We start from the raw sequence: 22,600 nt of genomic DNA on the forward strand, positions 1-22,600 counted from the left end.
GGATCGAGACGCGAGGACCGATGGCAGCGATTGACGAGAGCAGCGCTCTCGGCCTGCTCGACGAAGAAATCCGCGTACAACTCGGTGACAGGGCACGCTTCTCCGGCGGGCCCGCAGCTTCCCCCCGCACGCTGGTCGACGTCTTCGAGGGGTCGGTGCGGTCGTACCCGGACGAGCTCGCCCTGGACGACGGCAACACCCCCCTGACCTACCGGGCGCTCGCCGTGGAGGTGGAGCGGCTGCGGCGCCGGCTCGCCGCCGCCGGGGTGGCGCTCGGGGACCGGGTGGGGGTGCGGGTGCCGTCCGGCACCAACGACCTCTATGTGGCGATCCTCGCCGTGCTCGCGGCGGGTGCCGCCTATGTGCCCGTGGACGCCGAGGACCCCGACGAGCGGGCCGAGCTGGTGTTCGGTGAGGCGGACGTGCGGGCCGTGATCGGCGCCGGGCACGAGATCACCGCCCACGGAGGCACCGCCCACGGAAGCACTGCCTTCGGGAGCACCGCTCACGGAGGGTCTGCCCACGGGAGCAGCGCTCGCGAGACGACCGCTCCCGGGAGCACCGCCCACGAAAGCAGCGCTCGTGAGACGACCGCTCACGGGAGCACCGCTCACGAGAGCACCGCTCACGAGAGCACCGCTCACGGGGCCTCCCGCACGCGGGCCGCCCGGCCGACCGTCGAGCACGACGCCTGGATCATCTTCACCTCCGGCTCCACCGGCAAGCCCAAGGGCGTGGCCGTCAGTCACCGCAGTGCCGCCGCCTTCGTGGACGCCGAGGCCGCGCTGTTCCTCACCGAGGAGCCCATCGGGCCCGGTGACCGTGTGATGGCGGGTCTCTCGGTGGCCTTCGACGCCTCCTGCGAGGAGATGTGGCTCGCGTGGCGCTACGGCGCCTGTCTGGTGCCGGTGCCCCGGTCGCAGGTCAGGAGCGGCGCCGATCTCGGGCCCTGGCTGGTCGAGCAGGAGATCACCGTGGTCTCCACCGTGCCGACGCTGGCCGCGCTCTGGGAGCCGGAGACCCTCACCGACGTCCGGCTGCTGATCTTCGGCGGTGAGGCCTGCCCGCCCGAGCTGGTGCAGCGGCTGGTGACGGAGGGCCGGGAGGTCTGGAACACCTACGGGCCGACCGAGGCGACCGTGGTGGCCTGTGCCTCGCTGCTGTCGGGCGAGGAGCCGGTCCGGATCGGGCTGCCGCTGCGCGGCTGGGAGCTGGCCGTCGTGGACGAGGCCGGCGAGCCGGTGCCGATGGGCGAGAGCGGCCAGCTGGTGATCGGCGGGGCCGGCCTCGCACGCTACCTCGACGCCGAGAAGGACGCCGAGAAGTACGCGCCGCTGGAGTCGCTGGGCTGGGAGCGGGCGTACCGCAGCGGTGACCTGGTCAAGGCGGAGCCCGAGGGGCTGGTCTTCCTCGGGCGGGCCGACGAGCAGATCAAGCTCGGCGGGCGGCGCATCGAACTGGGCGAGGTGGACGCGGCGCTCCAGGCGCTGCCGGGGGTCGCGGGCGCGGCGGCGGCGGTGCGGACCGCGCGCAGCGGCAACCAGCTGCTCGTCGGGTATGTGGTCACCCAGGACGGCTGGGACCGGGCGGAGGCGGTGGAGCGGCTGCGCGCCGCGTTGCCGGCCGCGCTGGTGCCGCTGCTGGCGCCGGTGGACGATCTGCCGACCCGGACGTCCGGCAAGGTCGACCGCAACGCGCTGCCGTGGCCGCTCGACGGTGTCGAGATGCCGGCGGGCGAGCATCTGTACGGTACCGAGGCCTGGCTGGCCGAGCAGTGGGCCGCGGTCCTCGGGATGCCGGTGACGAGCCACTCCGACGACTTCTTCGCGATCGGCGGTGGCAGCCTGGCCGCCGCCCAGCTCACCACCCGGCTGCGCACCCGCTACCCGAGCGCGGCCGTCCTGGACATCTACCAGCAGCCGGTGCTGCGCAAGCTGGCCCGTCGGCTGGAGGAGTCGGCGCACGACGAGGGCGGCAGCCGTACGGTCGCGCCGGTGCCGAGGACGACGCAGGGTGTGCAGCTCCTGCTGCTGCTTCCGCTGTTCACCCTGCTCGGGCTGCGGTGGACGGTCGTGCTGGCGGCGCTGGGCAATGTGCTGCCCGGGTACGGCTGGCTGCCGACCGCGTCCTGGTGGCTGGTGGCCGCCGGAGCAGTGCTCTTCTTCACCCCGCCGGGGCGGATCGCCATGGCGGCGGGCGGGGCGCGGCTGCTGCTGCGCGGGGTGACGCCGGGCCGGTATCCGCGCGGTGGCGCGGTGCATGTGCGGCTGTGGGCGGCGGAGCGGCTGGCCGAGTTCAGCGGGGCGACCACGCTCACCGGGTCCTGGCTGGAGCGGTACGCCCGGGCGCTGGGCGCCAAGATCGGCCCGGAGGTCGATCTGCACTCGCTGCCGCCGGTGACCGGTCTGCTCAAGCTCGGGCGCGGCGCGGCCGTGGAGTCCGAGGTGGATCTGTCCGGGTACTGGCTGGACGGTGACCGGCTGGAGATCGGCACGGTCAAGGTGGGCGCGCACGCCGTCGTCGGCACGCGCAGCATGCTCTTCCCGGGGGCCCGGGTCGGCAAGCGCGCCGAGGTGGCGCCGGGTTCGGCGGTCACCGGGCAGGTCCCGACCGGTCAGCGCTGGGCGGGCGCGCCCGCGGTCAAGCTGGGCAAGGCCAAGCGGAACTGGCCCAAGGAGCGGCCGCAGCGGGGCACGTACTGGCGGATCATGTACGGCGTGACGGGCCTGGCGCTGAATCTGCTGCCGGTGGCGGCGGCGGTGGCCGCGCTCGTGGTGGCCCGGGTGTTCGTGACGCCGGGCGCCGGGCCGGGCGGTGCGCTGCGCGGGGCGGTGCTGGCGCTGGTCCCGGCGACGCTCGCCTACGGGCTGGCGTACGCGCTGGCGCTGCTGGTCGCCGTACGGCTGCTGAGCCTGGGGCTGCGCGAGGGCACGCATCCGACGCACGGCCGGGTGGGCTGGCAGGCGTGGACGGTGACCCAGCTGATGGACCGCTCGCGCGAGACGTTGTTCCCGCTGTACGCGGGGCTGGTGACACCGCTGTGGCTGCGGCTGCTGGGGATGCGGATCGGGCGGGGCGCGGAGGTGTCGACGGTGCTGGCGCTGCCGAGCCTGACGACGGTCGGCGAGGGTGCGTTCCTGGCGGACGACACGCTGACCGCGCCGTACGAGCTGGGCGGGGGCTGGGTGCGGATCGGGCGCGCGGAGATCGGGCGGCGGGCGTTCCTCGGGAACTCGGGGATGACCGCGCCGGGCCGGAGCGTGCCGGACGGCGGGCTGGTCGGGGTGCTGTCGGCGACCCCGAAGAAGGCGAAGAAGGGCAGCTCGTACCTGGGTCTGCCGCCGGTGAAGCTGCCGCGCAGCACGGCCGGCGGCGACCAGAGCCGGACGTACGACCCGCCCGCGCGGCTGCTGTGGGCGCGGGGGCTGGTCGAGCTGTGCAGGATCGTGCCGGTGTTCTGCTCGGCGGCGCTGGCCGTGCTGACGGTGGCCGCGCTGTGCGCCCTCGGGGTGTGGGCGCCGCTGCTGGGCGGGCTGGTGCTGCTGGGCACGGGGGTGGCGGCCTGTGTGCTGTCGGTGGCCGCGAAGTGGCTGCTGGTGGGGCGGCACCGCACCGGTGAGCACCCGCTGTGGAGCTCCTTCGTGTGGCGCAACGAGCTGGCGGACACGTTCGTCGAGGTGGTCGCCGTGCAGTGGCTGGCGGGCGCGGTGCCGGGTACACCGGTGATGACGGCGTGGCTGCGCGGGCTCGGGGCGCGGATCGGCCGGGGCGTGTGGGTGGAGAGCTATTGGCTCCCGGAGGCGGATCTGGTGACACTGGAGGACGGGGCCACGGTGGGACGCGGGTGCGTCCTGCAGACTCACCTCTTCCACGACCGGATCTTGCGGACGGATACTGTGGTCCTCCGTGAGGGCGCCACGTTGGGCCCTGGCGGGATCGTGCTGCCCGGCAGCACGGTCGGGGCCCGTACGACCCTGGGTCCCGCGTCGCTCGTCATGGCCGCGGAGTCCGTCCCGGACGACACCCGCTGGCTGGGCAATCCGATCGAGGCATGGCGTCCCTGAACGCGGGCCACTCGGTGGCCGCGGGCGGTGCACCGAGAAGCGGTTCGAGTACGGCGCAGGGAGCGGACGCGGAAGTGGCAGTGCAGCAGTCGGTGGGTTCGGACCCGTATTTCCCGGACAACGGCGATCCCCGTTACCGGGTGCATCGCTACGAACTCACGCTGGACTACCGTCCCGGCCCGAACCGGCTGTCGGGCACGGCCCGGATCAACGCGATCGCGGGCCGGGCGCCGCTGGCCGAATTCCAGCTGAACCTGGCCGACTTCAGGATCGGGCGGGTCCGGGTGGACGGCCGGCAGCCGCACTACACGCACCGCGGCGGGAAGCTGCGGATCCGCCCCGCCAAGTCGCTGCGGGCGGGGGCCGCCTTCACCGTCGAGGTGCACTGGTCGGGCAATCCCAAGCCGGTGTCGAGCCCGTGGGGCGGGATCGGCTGGGAGGAGCTGACGGACGGCGCGCTGGTGGCGAGCCAGCCGGTGGGTTCGCCGTCGTGGTACCCGTGCAACGACCGTCCAGCGGACAAGGCGTCGTATCTGATCTCGGTCACGACGCCGTCGGCGTACTCGGTGGTGGCGGGCGGCCGGCTGCTGACCCGGACGACGAAGGCGTCCACGACGACCTGGGTGTACGAGCAGCCGGCGCCGACGTCGAGCTATCTGGTCGGGCTGGCGATCGGCAAGTACCAGACGGTGCTGCTGGGCGATCCCGGGCTGGGCGGGGTGCCGATGCACGGGCACATACCGGCGCATCTCCTCGCGCGGTTCTCGCGGGACTTCGCCCGCCAGCCGGGGATGATGGATCTGTTCCAACGGCTGTTCGGGCCCTACCCGTTCGACGAGTACGCGGTGGTGGTGGCCGACGAGGAACTCGATGTGCCGGTGGAGGCGCAGGGGTTGTCGCTGTTCGGCGTCAACCATGTGGACGGGGCCCGGGGTTCGGAGCGCCTGGTGGCGCACGAGCTGGCCCACCAGTGGTTCGGCAACAGTGTGTCGATCGCCGACTGGCGGCACATCTGGCTCAACGAGGGCTTCGCGAAGTACGCGGAGTGGCTGTGGTCGGAGCGGTCGGGCGGCCGCAGCGCCCAGCAACTGGCGGCCGCGGCGCACCGGTTGCTGTCCTCGCGGCCGCAGGACCTGAAGCTGGCGGACCCGGGCCGCAAGACGATGTTCGACGACCGGCTGTACCAGCGGGGCGGGCTCGCCGTGCACGCGCTGCGGTGCGCGCTCGGCGACGACGCGTTCTTCCGGATGCTGCGTGGCTGGCTCGGGCTGCACCGGGGCGGCGCGGTCACGACGGCGATGTTCACGGCGCACGCGGCCCGGTTCACCCCGGAGCCGCTCGACGAGCTGTTCGAGGCATGGCTGTACCGGCCGGCGCTGCCGCCGCTGCCGCTGGCCGAGACCCGGGCGACGGCCTAGCAGAATGGCGTCCATGACCACGCGTTCCTGCCCGTGCGGGCTGCCGCAGTCCTACGACGACTGCTGCGGCCGCTACCACCGCGGTCCCGTCGCCGCGCCGACCGCCGAGGCGTTGATGCGCTCGCGCTACACCGCCTTCGTCGTCGGTGACGCGGCGTATCTGACGCGGACCTGGCATCCGCGGACCCGGCCGGCGCGGTTGGACCTGGATCCGGGCATGCGGTGGACGGGGCTGGAGATCCTCGCGGCGAGGGACGGTTCCGCGTTCCACCGCAGCGGGACGGTGGAGTTCCGGGCGTCCTACCGGGGCGGCTCGCTGCACGAGGTGAGCCGGTTCGAGCGGGTGGACGGGGCGTGGGTGTACGTGGACGGGGAGTTCCCCGAGGCGTAGCCCCCGGACGCCTGTTCAGGGGGCCAGGACGTCCAGTTCCCGGAGGGCGCCGGCCATGATCCCGCGGGCGAGCTGCTCGGCGCCGGTGCTGTCGCCCGCGCGGATCGCCTCGGCCAGCCGGACGTGCAGGGTGACGGCCGCCGGGTCCGGGTCCTCGAACATGATCCGGTGCTGGGTGCGGCCGGCGAGGACCTCGGCCACGACGTCGCCGAGGCGGGCGAACATCTCGTTGCCGGACGCGGTGAGGATCACGCGGTGGAAGGCGATGTCGTGCAGGAGGTAGCCCTCCAGGCGGTGGCCCCGTGAGTGGGCCACCATGCCGAGCGCGCACTCGGTGAGTTCCGCGCACTGCTCGGCCGTGGCGTGGCGCGCCGCCAGGCCCGCGGCGACCGGTTCGATCGCCGAGCGCAGGACGGTGAGCGAGCGCAGCTGGTGCGGGCGGTCGGCGCCGGCCAGCCGCCAGCGGATGACCTGCGGGTCGTAGACGTTCCACTCGGCCTTGGGGCGGACGGTCACGCCCACGCGGCGGCGGGACTCGACCAGATGCATGGATTCCAGGACCCGGACCGCCTCGCGCATCACGGAGCGTGAGACGTCGAAGCGCTGGGCCAGCTCGTCGGTCCGCAACACGCTGCCCGGCGGGTACTCGCCGGCGGTGATGGAGGGGCCCAGGGTGTCCAGTACATGGCCGTGCAGACCCCGGCCGGGAGTGGTCATGCACTCAGCGTACGGGGTGGATCACCGTACCAAAAGGTCAGACTTATTCATCACAGAGTCTTGATTCGTCGTACCTAATCGGTTTCAGTGGCCGTCGACATGAAGTGTCGTCGGAAGACAGCGAGGCAGAGATGCGTACCCCTCACGTCGTCGCGGTGATGGGCGTCGCCGGCACGGGCAAGACCACGATCGGTCCCCTGCTCGCCACGCGGCTCGGCGTTCCCTACGCCGAGGGCGACGACTTCCACCCGCGGGCCAGCATCGCCAAGATGTCGGCCGGCGTCCCGCTGGAGGACGCGGACCGGTGGCCGTGGCTGGACGCGATCGGCGCCTGGGCGCAGGGGCGGGCCGGGCTGGGCGGCGTGGTCAGCTGCTCGGCGCTGAAGCGGTCGTACCGGGACCGGCTCCGCGCCACGGCGCCGGGGCTGGTGTTCGTGCACCTCGCGGGCGACCGCACGCTGATAGAGGACCGGATGGGTCATCGGCGGGGCCACTTCATGCCGACGGCTCTGCTGGACTCGCAGTTCGCCACACTCCAGCCGCTCCAGCCGGACGAGGCGGGGGTCGTCGTCGACGTCTCCGGCTCACCCGAGGAGATCACCGACCGGGCCGTACGCGCGCTCGCCGGGCTGTCCGACGGCCACCCGTAGTCAGCACCCTTCCTCTCCGCCCGGACCCGAGCGGCGCGCCCACCCCGCTAAGGCCGCCAGAGGGAGTGTTCGCGTTCCGCCCACTCGCGGGTCACCGAGCCGGTGCGCATGCCGTGGCGGGCCTCCGGGTCGGCGAGGGCCATGCCGATGTGGCCGGCGAGGACCACGCCGATGGTGAGCGCGAGCCAGTCGTGGACGAAGGTCGCGCTGGTGCGCCACATGATCGGGGTGAGATGGGTGAACCACATCATGAGACCGGTGCCGAGCATCACCAGCGTCGCCCCGGCGATCCAGGCGGCGTAGATCTTCTGCCCGGCGTTGAACTTGGCCGCCGGCCGCGACGCGGGCCGTCTGTCCCGGCGCAGCGCGGCGCGCAGCCAGCGGCGGTCGTGCGGGCCGAAGCGGTTGAGGTGACCGAGGTCGGCGCGGAACGCGCGGGAGGCGAGGCCCCCGAGCACCGGCAGCGGCAGCAGGACGCCCGCGATCTCGTGGACGCGGACCACCAGCTCGCGGCGGCCGACGAGTGCCGCGAGCTCGGGGACGTACAGGAAGGCGGCCGTCAGGACGCACACGCCCATGAGGAGCGCGGTGGTGCGGTGGACCCACCGCACGGCGCGGGTGAAGCGGGGGATCCGGGTCATGGGCGGCGCCTCAGCTCGTAGGCTCATCGTCCCGCCCGTTCGAACGGCCGACCCAGGCGTCCACGTCGTAGCCCCGGTCCTCCCAGTATCCGGGCTTCACGTCCTTGGTGACCGTGATGCCGGAGAGCCATTTGGCGGACTTGTAGAAGTACATCGGGGCCACGTAGAGGCGGACCGGGCCGCCGTGGTCGTGGCCGAGGTCCTTGTCCTGCATGCGCAGGGCGACCAGGACGTCGGCGCGGCGGGCCTGGTCGAGGGTGAGGCTCTCGCTGTAGGTGCCGTCGAAGCAGGTGAAGCGCAGCGCGCCGGCCCCGGCCCGGACCCCGGCGGCGTCGAGGAGGTCGGAGAGTCGTACGCCCTCGAAGGCGGTGTCGGGGACCCGCCAGCCGGTGACGCACTGGACGTCCTTGACCATGCGGGTCTGCGGCAGGGCCCGGAGCTGGTCCAGGGTGTAGGTGGCGGGGCGGTCGACGAGACCGTCGACGGTGAGGCGGTAGTCGGCGGCGTTCTTGTGCGGGACGGAGGCCGCCACCGAGTAGTAGCGGAAGCCGCCGCCGTTGGGGAGCAGCCCGGTCAGGCCGGTGGGGTCCTTTCCGGCGGCGCTGCCCAGGAAGGCCTCAAGGCCGCGTTGGAGCGGGGGCGCGGCGACGACCCCCAGGGCGCCGAGGGCGAGGGTACCGAGGAAGACACGGCGGCCGACGGGGGTGCCGCGTTCCTCGGGCGGTTCGGGGTTCACCCCTCCATTCGAACACTCGGCGGTGGCGCGGGGCCAGGTTTCCCCGGAGCCGTCAGACTTCCGTCATCACTTCTCACCCCGCCACCGGCCCGAGCCCCGCCACCGGCCCGAGCCCCGCCACCGGCCCGAGCGCCGCCGCCCGGGCCGAGCGGAACGCCGGACCGGGGGCGCGGTCCGGGTAGGACCAGGGTTCGGGGGTGAGGTGGTCGCCGATGTGCCGGAAGAGGGCGGCCGCCTCGGCCCCCCGGCCCTCGCAGACCTTGGCGTGGGCGAGGTAGTTCAGGTCGACCAGCCGTCGCGGGTGGCCGTCGTGCTCCCATTCCAGCCACCAGTCGAAGGCGGCCTTCATCGTGTCCCGGGCGTGGGCGTCGCGCCAGTGCCCGGAGGCGGCCGGGTCGGCGGGGGCGAAGCCGTGGCCGGCCAGGACGCGGTAGCGCTCGGCGTGGGCGACGACCGGCAGGATCGCGAGCGGGGAGTCCGCGGGGGCCTGTTCGGCGGCCCAGGCGGCGAAGTCGTACACCTCGTGCAGGGGGTCGGGGCCGTTCGCGGCGCGGCGCTCGGCGAACCGGGCGATCATCAGGTGGTGCGCGTGGTGGTGGTCGCGGTGACGGGCGCGGATCTCCTCGAAGATCCGTACGGCCTCCGGGCCGCCGTCGCGCTCCAGCAGGAGCAGGCCCAGCCAGGGCGTGGGGTCGGCGGGCAGGTGATCGGCGGCGGCGCGGCAGGCCGCGCGGGCGACGGCCGGGTCCTCCCGGCCGCGCAGGGCGCGGCGGACCTGGGCGTGGGCGTGCAGGACGAGTCCGTCGGGGCAGCCGGGGTGGGTGAGGAGCCAGTCGCGCGCCCAGGCGGCGGCGTACGGTTCCCGGGCGAGGACGTTGACGCGGTGGGCGCGGCGGTCCCAGTCGTCGCCGGTGTGGGCGAGCAGGGAGCGGGCGGGCTGCCGGCGGCCCTGGGACAACGCGGCTCGGGCGGCACCCAGTTCGATGTCGTCGAGGGCCGGGTCGGGCGTGCGGGCGGCGGCGCGGCGGGCGCGGCGCAGTGGCGGGGGTGGGGGTGGGATCGGGGGCACCGCGGGACTTCCTCATCCTCCTCGGTGACGGCTCTGGCATCGACCCGCGATCGGCCGATCACGCACAGCAAACCCCCCGCCACCGGCCGCGTCAATACGTGGGGACCTGTCACGGCTGCCGACTACCGTGACGGACCAGGGCACTTGAGAGCGCGCTTGCGCCGGTGGACAGTGCGGTGCCGGGGTGGGCGGCGGACCGATGTGGCGTACGCCATGGCGCTGCCCGGCGGGAGCGCACACCATGGCATTACGGCCTCCCGGCGGCATGCAGGGCGCTGGGAGGCTACAGTCGGCCACTACGCACCCCGTCCGTGGCCCGACCGGATGATCGAGGTACGCAGCTGTGTCGGTTCTGGTTCTTGTTCTCGCCGTGAGCGCCGCCTGTTGCCTGGGCTTCGGGTTCGTGCTCCAGCAGAACGCCGCCCAGAAGGCACCGCTCGGCGACTTCCTGTCCCCCCGGCTGCTGCTCGACCTGATCAAGGTGCCGCGCTGGCTGGGCGGTATCGGGCTGATGGTGGCGGGCATGGTGCTGGGCGCGATCGCCCTCGGGCAGGGCGAGGTCTCCCTGGTCGAACCGCTGCTCGCGACGAATCTGCTCTTCGCGCTCGCCCTGTCCCGTCACCAGACCCGGCAGCCGCTGGGCCGCCAGGGCTGGGCGGGTCTCGCGCTGCTCGCGGGCGGGGTGACCGCGTTCATCGTGGCGGGCCAGCCGCGCGGCGGCACCGCGGTCACCGATCCGCTGCGGCACTGGCTGATCACCGGTGCGATGGTGGGGCTGGCGCTGCTGCTCACCGCCTACGCCAAACGCTCCCGGCTCAGCTCGGGCCCGGTCCTGCTGTCCCTCGCGGCCGGACTGCTGTACGGCGTCCAGGACGCCCTGACCCGGGTGAGCGGCCAGCGCTTCTCGGCGGGCGGCCTCGGTGAGCTGCTCACCGGCTGGCAGCCGTATGCGGTGCTCGCGCTCGGTGTGACCGGTCTGGTGCTGGTGCAGAGCGCCTTCGAGACGGCACCGCTGCGGATGTCGCTGCCCGCGCTGACCGCGGCCCAGCCGCTCGCCGGCATCGTCTGCGGGGTGGGCTTCCTCGGTGACCGGCTGCACACCGACACCGGCGCGCTGGCCTGGGAGGCCGCGGGACTGGCCGCGGTGGTCGCGGGCATCGTGCTGCTCGGCATGCACCCGGCGATGCCCTCGGGGGTGGCGCCGCGCGAGCGGGTCGACAGCCTGCAGACGCAGTAGCTCGGGGGCGGCGGCCGGTTCCCGTGGTCGGCGGACGGCTGCTTGGATGGGCGGATGAGCGCTGCTGACGAAATCCTCGACATCGTCGACGAGAACGACCGGGTCGTCGGACAGTTCCCGCGGGGGCGGGCGTACGCCGAGGGGTTGCGGCACCGGTGTGTGTTCATCCAGGCCCGGGACGCCGAGGGCCGGCTGTTCGTGCACCGGCGCACCCCGACCAAGCTGGTCTTCCCCTCGCTGTACGACATGTTCGTCGGCGGGGTGGTCGGGGCGGGCGAGGCCTACGACGAGGCCGCCCTGCGTGAGGCCGAGGAGGAACTCGGCGTGAGCGGGCTCCCCCGTCCGGAGTTCCTCTTCAAGTTCCTCTACGACGGCGGCGCCCGGGGGAGCTGGTGGTCGGCGGTGTACGAGGTGCGCTGCGAGCTGCCGGTCAGCCCTCAGGTGGAGGAGGTCGCCTGGCACGCCTTCCTGCCCGAGGAGGAGGTGGAGCGGCGGCTGCCGGAGTGGGAGTGGGTGCCGGACGGGCTCGCGGCGTACGCACGGCTCAAGGAGTTCCGGGCGGCGCGCTGAGCAGGGTCTGCCGGATCGGTGGGGGTGCGCCGCTGCCGCCGCTGAGGGGGCTGCCGCCCGGTTCCGGCCAGGTCGGGCTCTCCCAGAAGGGGTGGTCGAGGAAGCGCCCGGCCGCGGCGGGCGCCGCCTGCGGGGCCACGCCCACGGCGATCAGCGCGGCCGTGATCCGCTCCAGCGCCTCCTCGACGGGGGTGTCGGCGTCGCCGTAGGCGGGCAGCAGCAGGAGCAGCCGCCGGTCGGGGTCGCGGATCCCGTCGGTGTCCGCCGGTGCCGCGTGGGCCAGGGCGACCAGGTCGGGCCAGGACAGCCCCGGGCCGCGGAAGTGCCCCTCGATGGCGGCCAGCTCCCGCTCGCGGTGCAGGCCGGGGCCGGTGAGGAGGTAGTCCGTGCCGGAGTCGTCGGGGGCGTTGCGGTGCACCACCCATAGCGTCCGGCCGTGCGGCAGCGGTATCCGGTACGCCGGCCACACGTCCGTCCGCTCGTACAGCGCCTCGGCCGCCGCGTCGACGTCCGCGTGGTCGGCACCGAAGGGTTCCGGATCGTCCGCGAAGGCGTCCCAGACGGGGCCGTAGTACGCGGGCCAGAACCCGGGCAGGCCGAGGAGGTGCTCGGCGGGGGCGATTCCGTGCCCGGGCGTCGCGTACCCGGCCAGGGCCGTGGGGTGGTCCAGGAGGTCCATGTCCGAAACCGTAACGGGAGGCACTGACAACGCCCCCGTTCCGGCCGCCGGGTAGGGTCCTGGGCGTGATCGCCTTCGTACGGAACGCCCGGTTGTGGTTCGCGCCCGAACAGGTGCGCAAGGAGGGCAGCACCCCGGACTACCGGTTCTCGCTGGCCAACGAGCGCACCTTCCTGGCGTGGCTGCGGACCGCGCTCGCGCTGATCGGCGGGGGCTTCGCGGTGGACCAGTTCCTGCCGGACCTGCGCTGGGGCTGGCGGGTCGGTCTGGCGCTGGCGCTGCTGGCGGCGGGTGTGCTGTGCGCGCTGCGCGCGGTGAACCACTGGATGCGCTGCGAGCGGGCGATGCGCCGGGGGGAGGATCTGCCGGCGTCCCGTTTCCCGGCACTGCTGAGCGTGGTCGTCGCGCTGGTGGCGGTGGCGATGGTGGTCGTGGTGCTGCTCGGCTGGGCGGGATGAGCGAGCGGAGCGGGGCGGCGGAACGGGATCCGGGGCTCCAGCCGGAGCGGACGCGGCTGGCGTGGCGGCGGACGACCCTGTCCAGCACGGTCGCCGCCGTGCTCGCCGTGAAGACCGCGCTGCACGGCGGCACCTCGGCGACCGGGATCCTCGCCTGCGCCCTGGTCTGTGCGCTGTGGCTGGCGTTCCTGCTGCTCGCCCACCGCCGGATCCGCGCCCTGGCCACGGCCCCGGCACCGACCGCGCTCCGCCCGCGGCAAGCGGCCCTGGCGGTGCTGTGCGCGGTGGCGACGGCGGTGTGCGCGGCGGCGCTGGTGGTCTAGCGCTGTGGGCCGTGGCCGGGAAGGTCGGGCCTCGCGAGCCGGTGAACCTCTGCGGTCACCGGGGCCGGCCGGCGTCGCGCGGCGGGCGGTTCAGTCGGCGGCCCGGTCGTCGGGTTCGTCCTCCGGCGGCACCGTCACCACGATCTTGCCCCGGGTGCGTCCCTGCCGGCTCAGCCGGTGCGCGTCCGCCGTGCGTTCCAGCGGGAAGGTCGCGGAGACGTGCACGGAGACCACGCCCTGTTCGACCAGCTCCGCCAGCCGGGTGAGGTCCTCGGCGTCGGGTCGTACGAAGTAGTAGACGCCTCCGTAGCCGACGACCTCGCCGTCGGCGATCGACGCCAGACGGCCGTCGGGGGCCAGCAGCTGGGCGGAGACCTTCAGCGTGTCGCCCCCGACGGTGTCGAACACCGCGTCGACCCCCTCGGGGGCCAGCCCGCGCACCCGTTCGGCGAGCCCCTCGCCGTAGGTGACCGGTTCGCCGCCGAGCGAGCGCACGAAGTCGTGGTGGGCCTCGCTCGCCGTGCCGATCACCCGGGCGCCGGTGTGCCGGGCGAGCTGGACGGCGATCGAGCCGACGCCGCCCGCGGCCGCGTGGACGAGGACCGTCTCGCCGCGCCGGACCCGCAGCACCCGGGTCAGCACCTGGTGGGCGGTGAGGCCGGTCAGGGGCAGTCCGGCCGCCTCCTCCCAGGTGAGGTTGCGGGGCTTGCGGGCGAGGGTGCGCACGGGAGCGGCGACGTACTCGGCGAAGGTGCCGCGGGAGAGGAAGTCCTCGCGGACGTACCCGACGACCTCGTCGCCGGCCGTGAACTCGGAGACGGCCGCCCCCGGCCGGACGACCACTCCGGAGACGTCCCAGCCGGGCACCACCGGGAAGACGGCGTCGAGCACGGGGTCCAGGTACCCCTCGCGGCACTTCCAGTCGACGGGGTTGACGGCCGCCGCCCTGACCCTGACCAGCACCGAGTCGGGGCCGACCTTGGGGTCGCGGAGCTCTCCGTACTCCAGGACCTCGGGACCGCCGTAGCGGCTGTAGCTGATGCCCTTCATGTCACCGACCCTCCGGGGTGATCGCGTGCCGCGCAACCCGGGTGCCGGGGCGGGGCGGACCGGAAATCACCCGCCACGGCCCGTCCCGCTTCTGCCCGGGCGGCCGTCGGCCTAGGGTGGGCCCGATCACGTCGCGCGCCACCACTGGACTACATACCGACCGGTCGGCATGATAGGGCGGGTAGCCTGCACCCGTCCGTAGGAGCGATGTCATGAGCCCCGACCACCCGCCAGGTCTCGACCTCGACCGGCTGCGCGCCCTGCTGGAGCGCGAGCGCCCCGGTCTGGTCGCCGGCCCCCTGACCGGCCGGCTGATCGAGGGCGGACGGTCGAACCTCACCTACGAGGTCGGCGACGGCACGGGCACGTGGGTCGTGCGGCGGCCCCCGCTCGGCCATGTGCTCGCCACCGCGCACGACATGAGGCGCGAGCACCGGGTGATCAGCGCCCTGCACCCGACGAGCGTGCCGGTGCCGCGGCCGGTGCTGCTGTGCGAGGACGAGGAGGTGCTCGGCGCGCCCTTCTACGTCATGGACTTCGTCGAGGGCACCCCGTACCGCACGGCGGCCGAGCTGGCCCCGATCGGCGCGGAGCGCACCCGGGGCGCGGTGCTGTCGCTGGTGGACACCCTGGTGGAGCTGCACGCGGTCGACCCGGCCGAGGTGGGGCTGGCCGACTTCGGGCGCCCCGAGGGGTTCCTGGACCGCCAGCTGCGCCGCTGGGGCAAGCAGCTGGACGCCTCCCGCAGCCGTGACCTGGCCGGGATCGACGAACTGCACGCGGCGCTCGGCCGCGCCCTGCCCTCCTCCCCCGCGCCGGCCGTGGTGCACGGCGACTACCGGCTCGACAACGTCCTGATCGGCGACGACGACCGGATCAGGGCGATCCTCGACTGGGAGATGTCCACGCTCGGCGACCCGCTGACCGACCTGGGCCTGCTGGTGATGTACAGCGTGCCGCTGCGGCTGCCGGACTCCCCCATCTCCACGACCGCCGCGGCCGCCGGTCATCCCGCGCCCGCCGAGCTGATCGAGCGGTACGCGGCGCGCTCGGGGCGCGACGTCTCGGCCGTCTCCTGGTACGCGGCGTTCGCCTGGTTCAAGCTCGCCGTGATCCTGGAGGGCATCCACTACCGGTACACGCTGGGCCAGACGGTCGGGCGCGGCTTCGACCGGATCGGGGAGCTCGTCCCCGTCTTCATCGAGCACGGACTGACCACTCTGCAGGAAGGCTGACCGCCATGGACTTCGCGTTCGACGCGCGCACCGAGGAACTGCGCGGGAAGCTGCTCGCCTTCATGGACGAGTACGTCTATCCGGCGGAGGCCCTCGCGGAGGAGCAGCGGGCAGCGCTGGCGTCGCCCTGGGACACACCGGCCGTGGTGGAGGAGCTGAAGGCACAGGCGCGCAGGCAGGGCCTGTGGAACCTCTTCCTGCCCGACGCCGCGTACGGCGCGGGGCTCACCAACCTCCAGTACGCGCCGCTCGCCGAGATCACCGGGCGCTCCCCGCAGCTCGCGCCCACCGCCCTGAACTGTGCCGCTCCCGACACCGGGAACATGGAGGTGCTCTCGCAGTTCGGGGACGAGCAGCAGCGCAAGCAGTGGCTGGAGCCGCTGCTGGCGGGCGAGATCCGCTCGGCGTTCGCGATGACCGAGCCGGAGGTGGCCTCCTCCGACGCCACCAACATCACCACGCTCATCCGGCGGGAGGGCGACGAGTACGTCATCACGGGCCGCAAGTGGTACATCTCCGGGGCGATGAACCCCGACTGCAAGATCTTCATCGTGATGGGCAAGACGGACCCCGAGGGCGCGGACATCCGCCGTCAGCAGTCCATGGTGCTCGTGCCGCGCGACACCCCGGGCGTCACCGTCAGGCGGGCCATGCAGGTGTTCGGCTACGAGGACCACTACCACGGCGGTCACGCCGAGGTGGTCTTCGAGGACGCGCGCGTGCCGGTGACGAACCTGATCGGCGAGGAGGGCGGCGGCTTCGCCATCGCCCAGGCGCGGCTCGGTCCGGGCCGGATCCACCACTGCATGCGGCTGATCGGCATGGCGGAGCGGGCGATCGAGCTGATGTGCCGGCGGGCGGTGTCCCGGACCGCGTTCGGCAAGGCCCTCGGTCAGCAGGGCGTGGTGCACAACTGGATCGCGGACGCGCGCGTGACGGTCGAGCAGCTGCGGCTGCTGGTGCTGAAGACCGCCTGGATGATGGACACGGTCGGCAACCGGGGCGCCCACACGGAGATCCAGGCCATCAAGATCGCCACGCCCCGCGCGGTCGTCGACATCATCGACCGGGCGATCCAGCTGCACGGCGCGGGCGGGGTCAGCCAGGACTTCCCGCTGGCCGAGCTGTACGCCGGGGCGCGCACGCTGATGATCGCGGACGGCCCGGACGAGGTGCACCAGCGGTCGCTGGCACGGCGTGAGCTGAAGAAGTACCTGTAGGGCACGCGGTGAGGGGCGGTCGCCAACGGACGACCGCCCCTTACCCGTGCCTAGGGCCGCAGGGCGCGCAGCAGCAGGTCGGCGAGGTGGTCGGCGACCTCCTGGGCCCCCATCGGGCCGTCCGGGCGGTACCAGGTGGACAGGTGGTGGACGGAGCCGAAGTGGTAGTCCACCACCAGGTCGGCGGGGGTCGCCGTGGAGAAGACGCCGGCCTCCTGGCCCTCCTCGACGAGCGCGCGGAAGCGTTCGTGGTAGCGCCGGCGCTCGGCGCGGACCTGCTTGTTCTTCTCGGGGCTCAGGTGGTGCATGGAGCGGAAGAAGATCATCGCGTCGTCGAGGTTCTCGATCGTCGTGACGACGACGTCGGCCGCGGCTCCGCGCAGCCGCTTCTCGATCGGTTCGTCGGCGTCCGCGAAGGCGTCCAGGCGCTCCTGCTGCACACGCAGCACGCGCGCGTACACCTCGTGCAGCAGATCGTCCTTGGATCCGAAGTAGTGGTACAGCGCCCCCTTGGTGACGCCGGCCGCCTCGACGATCTCCTGCACGGAGGTGCGGTCGTAACCCTGCTCGGCGAAGAGCCGGGTGGCGGCGGCGAGGAGCCGTTGCGGAACAGGGGCCTCCGAGCCGTCCGTCGTCCTGGGCACTGCCGCCACCTGCCTTCCTTCTCGTTCTACCGGTCGTGCGTGCGGGAACGCGGTTCCCGACGGAGGATCTTCCCATTTGCCGTCTTGGGCAGGTCGGGCCGGTCTGTCCTTGCAGTAAGCGGCGAGCGTATCGGCATCCGCCCGTGCGCCGGGACGCAGGCTGACGCAGGCCCTGACGGTCTCGCCCCGGTAGGCGTCCGGCAGGCCGACGACGGCGGCCTCGCGCCCGGCGGGACGGGGGGTACAGCAGGTCCTCGACCTCGCGCGGCCGGACCTCGCCCCGAGGCGGTCATCCGGTGGCCTCCCACTTCTGCTGGAGGTGGTTCATGTTGCCCAGCCAGTGGTCGGGGTCGGCGGCGCGCGCCCGGTAGTAGCCGGCCACCTCGGGGTGCGGCAGGATGAGGAAACGGTCTTCCTCGATGCCCTTGAACAGGGCGTCCGCCACGTCCTCCGGCTCGATCGCGGTGGGCTTGAGCACCAGGTCGCCCGCGCTGCCGGTGGCGTCCAGCATGTCGGTGCGCACGCCCTGCGGACAGATCGCGTGGACCTTGATCCCGCGATGGCGGTAGGTGAGCGAGAGCCACTCGGCGAAGGCATAGGCGCCGTGCTTGGTGACGCTGTACGGGGCGGCGCCGATCATCGTGAGCAGTCCCGCGGCGGAGACGGTCGAGACGAACCGCCCGCCGCCCCGCTCCAGCCAGTCGGGCAGCAGGGCATGGGCGGCCCGCACATGGGCCATGACATTGACGTCCCAGGCCTGCGCCCACACGGCCTCGCCGGCCGCCTCGGAACCACCGGAGGCGACCCCGGCGTTGGCGCAGTACACGTCGACGGTGCCGCCGAGCGCCTCCCGGGCGGGGCCGACGACCGCCGAGGCGTCCCCGGGCAGGGCGGTCCCGCCGATCTCGTCGGCGACGGCGCGGGCCCGTCCCGCGTCCAGGTCGTTGACGACCACTCTGGCCCCCTCGGCGGCGAACCGCCGGGCCAGCGCGGCCCCGATCCCGCCCCCGGCCCCGGTGACGACGACCCCAGCACCCTGCACGGCTCCCACCATCGGTCTCCTCCGACACGACGCGACACGGCTCAGCAGGGCCAGACTAACCGGTCGGTATGTAGGAGGAAAGGCAAGCACGAACACCCGCAGCCGAAACACAACCCATGACGTATGGCCAAGTTCACCGGTTAGCAGGACGATACGCCGCACATCGCACAAGCCCGGGGGACGGGAGCGAAGCCACATGGCACCACCGACGATGAGCGTGAGCCCGTACTGGGAACTGACCTTCGACGCGGACGGGGACATCGACCCCCGGGAGCGCGACCGCCTGCTGGCCGGGATGCGAGCGAGCGGGATCCACGATGTGATCCTCTTCTCGCACGGCTGGAACAACGACCGTGCCGACGCCACCCGCCTCTACAGCGGCTTCTTCGCCCCGATCCCCGCCCTCGCCCCGCCGGCCGCGAGGATCGGCTACGCGGGCGTGGTGTGGCCGTCGATGCGGTTCTGCGACGAACCGATCCCCGACCTCCCGCACACGGCGACGGCGACCCCGACCCGGGGCCTGGACGACGGCACCCGGCACGCGCTGCTGGAGACCTTCCCCGGCCGGGCCACGGTGGTCGAGAGCATCGCACGGCTGCTGGAGCAGCGGCCCCGGGAGGCGAGCGAGCTGGAGGAGTTCGGGCGGCTGGTGCGGGAGCTGGTGGACGCGGTCCCGCCCGGCCCGCAGGCGCCGTTCGCCGCCGACACACTCGCCGAGGGCGTCCCGCAGGACGGGCCGGAGATGCTCACCGGCTCGACGGCGGCGGCCTGCGCCGCGTTCGCGACGGCCCTGGCCGGGCTGGACGACGACGGCGACGGCGACCTCGGGGTGCGCGGCTTCGCGCTGCCCCACCCCTGGGACGGGGCGAAGGAGCTGCTGCGACAGGCGACGTACTACGCGATGAAACGGCGCGCGGGGACGGTCGGCGAACGGGGGCTCGGGCCGCTCGTCGGACGGCTGGCCGAGGCGGCGCCCGGCGTGCGGGTGCACCTGGTGGGGCACAGCTTCGGCGGACGGCTGGTGGCGTTCGCGCTGCGCGGGCTGCCCGAGGGGGTGCGCACCGTGAAGTCGGTGACGCTGCTCCAGGGCGCCTTCTCGCACTACGCGTTCGCCGCGCAAGGGGTGCTTCAGGGGCACCAGAACCGGATCGACGGCCCTCTGGTGTGCTGCTACTCGCGGTTCGACCAGGCGCTGGGCACGATGTACCCGCTGGCCTCCCGGATGGCCGGGGACGACCGGGGGCTGGTCGGGGAGGTGCTGGGCGCCAAGTGGGGCGCCATGGGCCACGACGGGGTGCAGTCGGTGCCGGACACGCGCGCGTACCGGCTCGCCGAGGTGCTGGCCCCCGGTCGGCTGCCGGCCTCGGGGTGCGTGAACGTCGACGCGGCCGAGGTGGTCCGGCGGGGCGGGGCGCCGGCCGGGGCGCACAGCGACATCGTGCACCCCGAGCTGGCGCGGGTGGTGCTGGCGGCGGGCCGCATCACTTAGGGCGTGCTTCGAAACACGCCCAGGACGCGGCCCGCCGTCGTAGCGCCTAGCGGTGGGACGTGAACTCGACCACCTGCTGGAAGGTGGGCCGGTTCTGCCAGCTGATGTTGGAGTGCTTGATGCCGCCCAGGGTGCGCTGGACGATCGAGTCGGCGCACCACTGGTTGCCCGCCGAGCACAGGGAGTCACCCGGGTAGACCTGGGCCGCGGTCTTGCCGGCCGCCGTCTTCAGGGTGCTCAGCAGGACGTCACGGCAGCCGCTGAGCGTGCCGCCGCCGCAGTACTTCTGCGTCAGCCCGCCCTGCACGGTCTGACCGAGCACGGCCCGGATGTCCTTGTCGACATAGCTCCACCAGCCGTACTGGAAGGAGCTGCCTGCGTGCGCCCCGGTCGGGCCGTGGGCCGCCGACGGGGACTCGTCGACGGGCAGGTTGGCGGTGAACGCGGTGTACAGGTCGGTGCCGAGTCCGGGTTGGAACTCGCCCTGGACCAGCAGCGGCCACCAGGCGTCCAGGATGCGGATCGCGTCGGCGTTGGCGTAGGTCTTCGAGCCGGCCGAGGTCTCGGTGCGCTTGCCTCCCGCGGTCAGCCAGGTCTGCAGCTTGGTGACCGCCGCCGCGACCGTGGAGTCGGTGACCGTGGAGCTGTTGATCACCTTCAGCAGGTTGGGCAGGACGTCCTCGGCGCGCAGGTCGGCGAGGGCGGCGTCGGCCATCGCCTTCACCAGGGAGGCCCGGGTGACACCGCCGGCCGCGACCAGCGCCTTGACCCGGCTCTCCAGCAGGTTGCCGCGGTGCACGGAGCCGTCGCCCCAGGAGGCCGTGGTGTAGTCGAGGGCCTGTTTGTTGTTCCAGGAGATGTAGTAGCCCTGGTCGATGGAGTTGGGGTGCTCCGAGGCCGGGGTGTAGTCGGCCGTGTTGGTGGCCGGCACCCAGTTCTTCCACTCGTACGCCGCCTGCGCCCACGCCGGGAACTCGGAGTCGACGCCGCTCGCGCGCACCGGGTTGTCACCGCTGTTGTAGTACGCGGTGTGCGTGGAGTCGGCGTAGAACCAGTTGAAGGTGTAGTTGATGTGCTGCGCCGCGCTCTGGAACGTCTGCGGGCTCTTGACGTAGTCCGGGTCGTTCAGCATCTGGAAGCCGATGATGGAGTCGGCCTCGTGCATGAACGACGAGCGCAGGGTGGTGTAGGCGACCTTCTTGCCGCCGACGGTCGCCCGGTACTCCACGGGGCCGTACTTGGTGCGGTACACCCGCATCGTGTACGAGCCCGCCCCGGTGCTGTCGGCGGTGGTCGGCTTCCAGGAGTTCTTCTGCTCGACGACGTCCATGGCCGTGCAGGTGCCGTGGTACAGGTAGTGGTAGTCGTCCTGGCAGAGTTCGACCGCGTAGGTGTCGATGATGTCCTGGCCGGAGGTCGTGGCGGACCACGCGTAGTCCTGGCCGCGGCCCAGCTCGACGTACATGCTCAGTCCCGCGAAGGACGCGCCGCGGGCGCTGATGCCCGGGCCCTGGATCTCCTGGAGCATGAGCAGCTGCGGGGCGAAGTAGCCGGTCTGCGGGCCGAAGACGGCGATCGGGTGGCCGCTCGCGGTGTACTTGCCGCTCACGACGAGGGCGTTGGACATCCCGCGCCGGGCCGAGCTGAGGGCGGTCGCGGTGGCCGCCGCGGCGGCGGCGGAGGCGCTCTGGTCGGCGCCGGTGCCGGAGGCGTCGTAGACCAGCGGCTGGGTGCTGACCGATCCGGAGTCCGGCAGCGCCTGGCCCTGCGCGGTGTCGGGCCTGGCGCCGTAGGGGAAGCTCTCGCCGTTGTGGACAGTGACGACGGCCTCGGGGTCGTTGCGCTCGCGGAACGCCTCCCAGGCCTTGGTGCCCTCGGTGACGCCGTACTTCTCCTGCGCCTCGAGCAGCGAGATGGCGTTGTTGACCTCGCCACCGCCGCCGGAGCCGAAGAGCGCGCCGATCACCGAGGCGAGCGCCACCAGGTCGGTGGTCTTGAAGTGGTCGATGGTGCCCGCGTTGGTGATTGAGTCCTTGTGGCCGGTCAGGACGTACTCACCGGGGAAGTAGCGACCGCTGTCGGAGGCGTCGATGTAGGCGTTGATGCCGTCGAGGTAGGCCTTCGCGTCCGCGAGGGCCTGCTGGCCGCGAGTGCCGTTGGTCGCGACGGCGTTGTCGATCTGGGCCTGGAGGTCTGCCTCGGTGTACGGAGCGTTGCGCCAGAACTGCTGCTCGAGACCCTGGTTGGAGGGGGCACCGCCGGCGAAGGTGGTGAGCTGGCCGCGGCCGACGTGGCGGAAGACGTCCATCAGCCACAGCCGGTCCTGGGCGGCGGCATACCCGGCGCCGAACTCCGTGCCGTATCGGGTGGTACCGGTGATGTGCGGAACGCCCGTCTTCTTGTCGCGGACGATCGTCACATCGCTGCGGCCGGCGGGACTCAGGGTGGAGGCGACTTGATCGGAGGCGACACCGAACGACGCGTCGTTGAAGAAGGTGTTGATCGTGGCGTTGGTGAGGCCGGAGTAGCCCTTGGCCAGGTTGGCGTAGGGGCCGAGCTGGTCCTCGGCGTGGTCGGGCTGGGCGCCGAAGGCCTGGTTGAGGAGGACCTGGGCGAGGGTGGCGTTGCCGTTCTCGCCGGGCGGCAGGATGTCGGAACACTGTCCGCCGCAGTAGTCGTTCGCCGCGGTGACATCGGCCGCGGCGGCGGTCGTCTGGGCAAGGGGCGACAAAAGACCGGCAATGAGGGCGCATACGGATGCGGTCTTCAGGAACCCGGGGAATCTGCCGGGAGTTCTCAGTCTGTCGAGAGTGAAGCGTGGGGTGCGCCGTGGCATCGGCTGCTCCTAGCGACTGGGGGGTCGGCGGAAGGTTACCGGCGGTATCCCCGGGATTGAAGATGAACATGCGTCAAGTTTTCGACAGCTGGAGGGCGATGGAGATCGGGGGGAGCCGAATCGCATGTCGA

Annotated in this window: 20 protein-coding genes; 11 read left to right on the top strand and 9 right to left on the bottom strand. The window is 72.9% G+C overall.

From position 1 onward, the window contains the following. The first annotated feature begins 20 nt into the window (after positions 1 to 20). The 3 genes from AQJ58_RS16240 to AQJ58_RS16250 all read left to right on the top strand — a co-directional run bounded on the left by AQJ58_RS16240 (position 21) and on the right by AQJ58_RS16250 (position 5,873). Positions 21 to 4,064, top strand: coding sequence for a Pls/PosA family non-ribosomal peptide synthetase (locus tag AQJ58_RS16240; RefSeq protein WP_079078961.1), 4,044 nt, complete (start codon positions 21 to 23; stop codon positions 4,062 to 4,064). A 74-nt stretch (positions 4,065 to 4,138) separates the two neighbouring features. Continuing rightward, positions 4,139 to 5,482 (top strand): M1 family metallopeptidase, encoded by a 1,344-nt coding sequence (locus AQJ58_RS16245; protein ID WP_067250630.1) that lies wholly within the window; start codon positions 4,139 to 4,141, stop codon positions 5,480 to 5,482. A 13-nt stretch (positions 5,483 to 5,495) separates the two neighbouring features. Further along, complete coding sequence (locus AQJ58_RS16250; protein WP_420712156.1) at positions 5,496 to 5,873, top strand: YchJ family protein; 378 nt, start codon at positions 5,496 to 5,498, stop codon at positions 5,871 to 5,873. 15 nt (positions 5,874 to 5,888) lie between these two features. Here the strand turns inward: AQJ58_RS16250 and AQJ58_RS16255 are convergent, their stop codons facing one another. Beyond that, positions 5,889 to 6,590, bottom strand: coding sequence for a FadR/GntR family transcriptional regulator (locus AQJ58_RS16255; protein ID WP_067250636.1), 702 nt, complete (start codon positions 6,588 to 6,590; stop codon positions 5,889 to 5,891). A 131-nt stretch (positions 6,591 to 6,721) separates the two neighbouring features. Here AQJ58_RS16255 and AQJ58_RS16260 point away from each other — a divergent pair, with 131 nt between their 5' ends. Beyond that, positions 6,722 to 7,240: a gluconokinase gene (locus tag AQJ58_RS16260; RefSeq protein WP_067250639.1), complete on the top strand. Its 519-nt coding sequence runs from the start codon at positions 6,722 to 6,724 to the stop codon at positions 7,238 to 7,240. Between the two features lie 47 nt (positions 7,241 to 7,287). On the opposite strand, the gene AQJ58_RS16265 is transcribed toward AQJ58_RS16260, so the two are convergent. From AQJ58_RS16265 to AQJ58_RS16275, 3 genes are all read right to left on the bottom strand, one after another. Next, positions 7,288 to 7,908, bottom strand: coding sequence for a cytochrome b/b6 domain-containing protein (locus tag AQJ58_RS16265; protein ID WP_067250642.1), 621 nt, complete (start codon positions 7,906 to 7,908; stop codon positions 7,288 to 7,290). Continuing rightward, positions 7,892 to 8,617 carry a molybdopterin-dependent oxidoreductase gene (locus AQJ58_RS16270; RefSeq protein ID WP_067250644.1) on the bottom strand — a complete coding sequence of 242 codons (726 nt, stop codon included), beginning with the start codon at positions 8,615 to 8,617 and terminating at the stop codon, positions 7,892 to 7,894. The genes AQJ58_RS16265 and AQJ58_RS16270 overlap by 17 nt, the downstream gene beginning before the upstream one ends. 73 nt (positions 8,618 to 8,690) lie before the next feature. After that, complete coding sequence (locus tag AQJ58_RS16275; RefSeq protein WP_067250940.1) at positions 8,691 to 9,677, bottom strand: hypothetical protein; 987 nt, start codon at positions 9,675 to 9,677, stop codon at positions 8,691 to 8,693. Between the two features lie 352 nt (positions 9,678 to 10,029). On the opposite strand from AQJ58_RS16275, the gene AQJ58_RS16280 reads away from it, so the two are divergent. After that, positions 10,030 to 10,923, top strand: coding sequence for a DMT family transporter (locus tag AQJ58_RS16280; protein ID WP_067250646.1), 894 nt, complete (start codon positions 10,030 to 10,032; stop codon positions 10,921 to 10,923). Between the two features lie 54 nt (positions 10,924 to 10,977). Continuing rightward, positions 10,978 to 11,493: an NUDIX domain-containing protein gene (locus tag AQJ58_RS16285; RefSeq protein WP_067250649.1), complete on the top strand. Its 516-nt coding sequence runs from the start codon at positions 10,978 to 10,980 to the stop codon at positions 11,491 to 11,493. Here the strand turns inward: AQJ58_RS16285 and AQJ58_RS16290 are convergent. After that, a complete protein-coding gene (locus tag AQJ58_RS16290; RefSeq protein WP_067250651.1) occupies positions 11,468 to 12,172 on the bottom strand; it encodes a hypothetical protein in 705 nt (234 codons plus the stop codon). The genes AQJ58_RS16285 and AQJ58_RS16290 overlap by 26 nt on opposite strands. Before the next feature lie 65 nt (positions 12,173 to 12,237). Here AQJ58_RS16290 and AQJ58_RS16295 point away from each other — a divergent pair, with 65 nt between their 5' ends. After that, positions 12,238 to 12,630: a YidH family protein gene (locus AQJ58_RS16295; RefSeq protein ID WP_067250654.1), complete on the top strand. Its 393-nt coding sequence runs from the start codon at positions 12,238 to 12,240 to the stop codon at positions 12,628 to 12,630. Further along, a complete protein-coding gene (locus AQJ58_RS16300; RefSeq protein ID WP_067250657.1) occupies positions 12,627 to 12,953 on the top strand; it encodes a DUF202 domain-containing protein in 327 nt (108 codons plus the stop codon). The genes AQJ58_RS16295 and AQJ58_RS16300 overlap by 4 nt, the downstream gene beginning before the upstream one ends. Before the next feature lie 90 nt (positions 12,954 to 13,043). On the opposite strand, the gene AQJ58_RS16305 is transcribed toward AQJ58_RS16300, so the two are convergent. Next, entirely contained in the window at positions 13,044 to 14,003 is a 960-nt protein-coding gene (locus tag AQJ58_RS16305; RefSeq protein ID WP_067250660.1) for an NADP-dependent oxidoreductase, read from the bottom strand. A 212-nt stretch (positions 14,004 to 14,215) separates the two neighbouring features. On the opposite strand from AQJ58_RS16305, the gene AQJ58_RS16310 reads away from it, so the two are divergent. Together AQJ58_RS16310 and AQJ58_RS16315 are read left to right on the top strand one after the other, a co-directional pair. Continuing rightward, a complete protein-coding gene (locus AQJ58_RS16310) occupies positions 14,216 to 15,238 on the top strand; it encodes a phosphotransferase family protein (RefSeq protein ID WP_067250663.1) in 1,023 nt (340 codons plus the stop codon). A 5-nt stretch (positions 15,239 to 15,243) separates the two neighbouring features. Continuing rightward, the gene (locus AQJ58_RS16315; RefSeq protein ID WP_067250666.1) at positions 15,244 to 16,458 is read left to right on the top strand and encodes an acyl-CoA dehydrogenase family protein; all 1,215 of its coding nucleotides are present in this window, start codon (positions 15,244 to 15,246) and stop codon (positions 16,456 to 16,458) included. Between the two features lie 50 nt (positions 16,459 to 16,508). Here AQJ58_RS16315 and AQJ58_RS16320 read toward each other — a convergent pair whose 3' ends face one another. After that, complete coding sequence (locus tag AQJ58_RS16320; RefSeq protein ID WP_067250669.1) at positions 16,509 to 17,102, bottom strand: TetR/AcrR family transcriptional regulator; 594 nt, start codon at positions 17,100 to 17,102, stop codon at positions 16,509 to 16,511. A 289-nt stretch (positions 17,103 to 17,391) separates the two neighbouring features. Continuing rightward, positions 17,392 to 18,156, bottom strand: a complete 765-nt coding sequence (locus AQJ58_RS16325) for an SDR family oxidoreductase (RefSeq protein ID WP_067250672.1) — start codon at positions 18,154 to 18,156, stop codon at positions 17,392 to 17,394. Between the two features lie 184 nt (positions 18,157 to 18,340). Here AQJ58_RS16325 and AQJ58_RS16330 point away from each other — a divergent pair, with 184 nt between their 5' ends. After that, positions 18,341 to 19,633 (top strand): serine-threonine protein kinase, encoded by a 1,293-nt coding sequence (locus AQJ58_RS16330; protein ID WP_067250675.1) that lies wholly within the window; start codon positions 18,341 to 18,343, stop codon positions 19,631 to 19,633. 46 nt (positions 19,634 to 19,679) lie between these two features. Here the strand turns inward: AQJ58_RS16330 and AQJ58_RS16335 are convergent, their stop codons facing one another. Then, positions 19,680 to 22,469 (bottom strand): penicillin acylase family protein, encoded by a 2,790-nt coding sequence (locus tag AQJ58_RS16335; RefSeq protein WP_067250678.1) that lies wholly within the window; start codon positions 22,467 to 22,469, stop codon positions 19,680 to 19,682. Positions 22,470 to 22,600: the final 131 nt, after the last annotated feature.

The organism is Streptomyces sp. DSM 15324, from assembly GCF_001514285.1.
GTDB lineage: Bacteria > Actinomycetota > Actinomycetes > Streptomycetales > Streptomycetaceae > Streptomyces.

Coding starts and splice junctions, on each gene's coding strand:
- AQJ58_RS16240 (WP_079078961.1), top strand. CDS start 21: ATGGCAGCGATTGACGAGAGCAGCGCTCTCGGCCTGCTCGACGAAGAA.
- AQJ58_RS16250 (WP_420712156.1), top strand. CDS start 5,496: ATGACCACGCGTTCCTGCCCGTGCGGGCTGCCGCAGTCCTACGACGAC.
- AQJ58_RS16255 (WP_067250636.1), bottom strand. CDS start 6,590: ATGACCACTCCCGGCCGGGGTCTGCACGGCCATGTACTGGACACCCTG.
- AQJ58_RS16260 (WP_067250639.1), top strand. CDS start 6,722: ATGCGTACCCCTCACGTCGTCGCGGTGATGGGCGTCGCCGGCACGGGC.
- AQJ58_RS16265 (WP_067250642.1), bottom strand. CDS start 7,908: ATGAGCCTACGAGCTGAGGCGCCGCCCATGACCCGGATCCCCCGCTTC.
- AQJ58_RS16285 (WP_067250649.1), top strand. CDS start 10,978: ATGAGCGCTGCTGACGAAATCCTCGACATCGTCGACGAGAACGACCGG.
- AQJ58_RS16290 (WP_067250651.1), bottom strand. CDS start 12,172: ATGGACCTCCTGGACCACCCCACGGCCCTGGCCGGGTACGCGACGCCC.
- AQJ58_RS16300 (WP_067250657.1), top strand. CDS start 12,627: ATGAGCGAGCGGAGCGGGGCGGCGGAACGGGATCCGGGGCTCCAGCCG.
- AQJ58_RS16305 (WP_067250660.1), bottom strand. CDS start 14,003: ATGAAGGGCATCAGCTACAGCCGCTACGGCGGTCCCGAGGTCCTGGAG.
- AQJ58_RS16310 (WP_067250663.1), top strand. CDS start 14,216: ATGAGCCCCGACCACCCGCCAGGTCTCGACCTCGACCGGCTGCGCGCC.
- AQJ58_RS16315 (WP_067250666.1), top strand. CDS start 15,244: ATGGACTTCGCGTTCGACGCGCGCACCGAGGAACTGCGCGGGAAGCTG.
- AQJ58_RS16325 (WP_067250672.1), bottom strand. CDS start 18,156: ATGGTGGGAGCCGTGCAGGGTGCTGGGGTCGTCGTCACCGGGGCCGGG.
- AQJ58_RS16330 (WP_067250675.1), top strand. CDS start 18,341: ATGGCACCACCGACGATGAGCGTGAGCCCGTACTGGGAACTGACCTTC.
- AQJ58_RS16335 (WP_067250678.1), bottom strand. CDS start 22,469: ATGCCACGGCGCACCCCACGCTTCACTCTCGACAGACTGAGAACTCCC.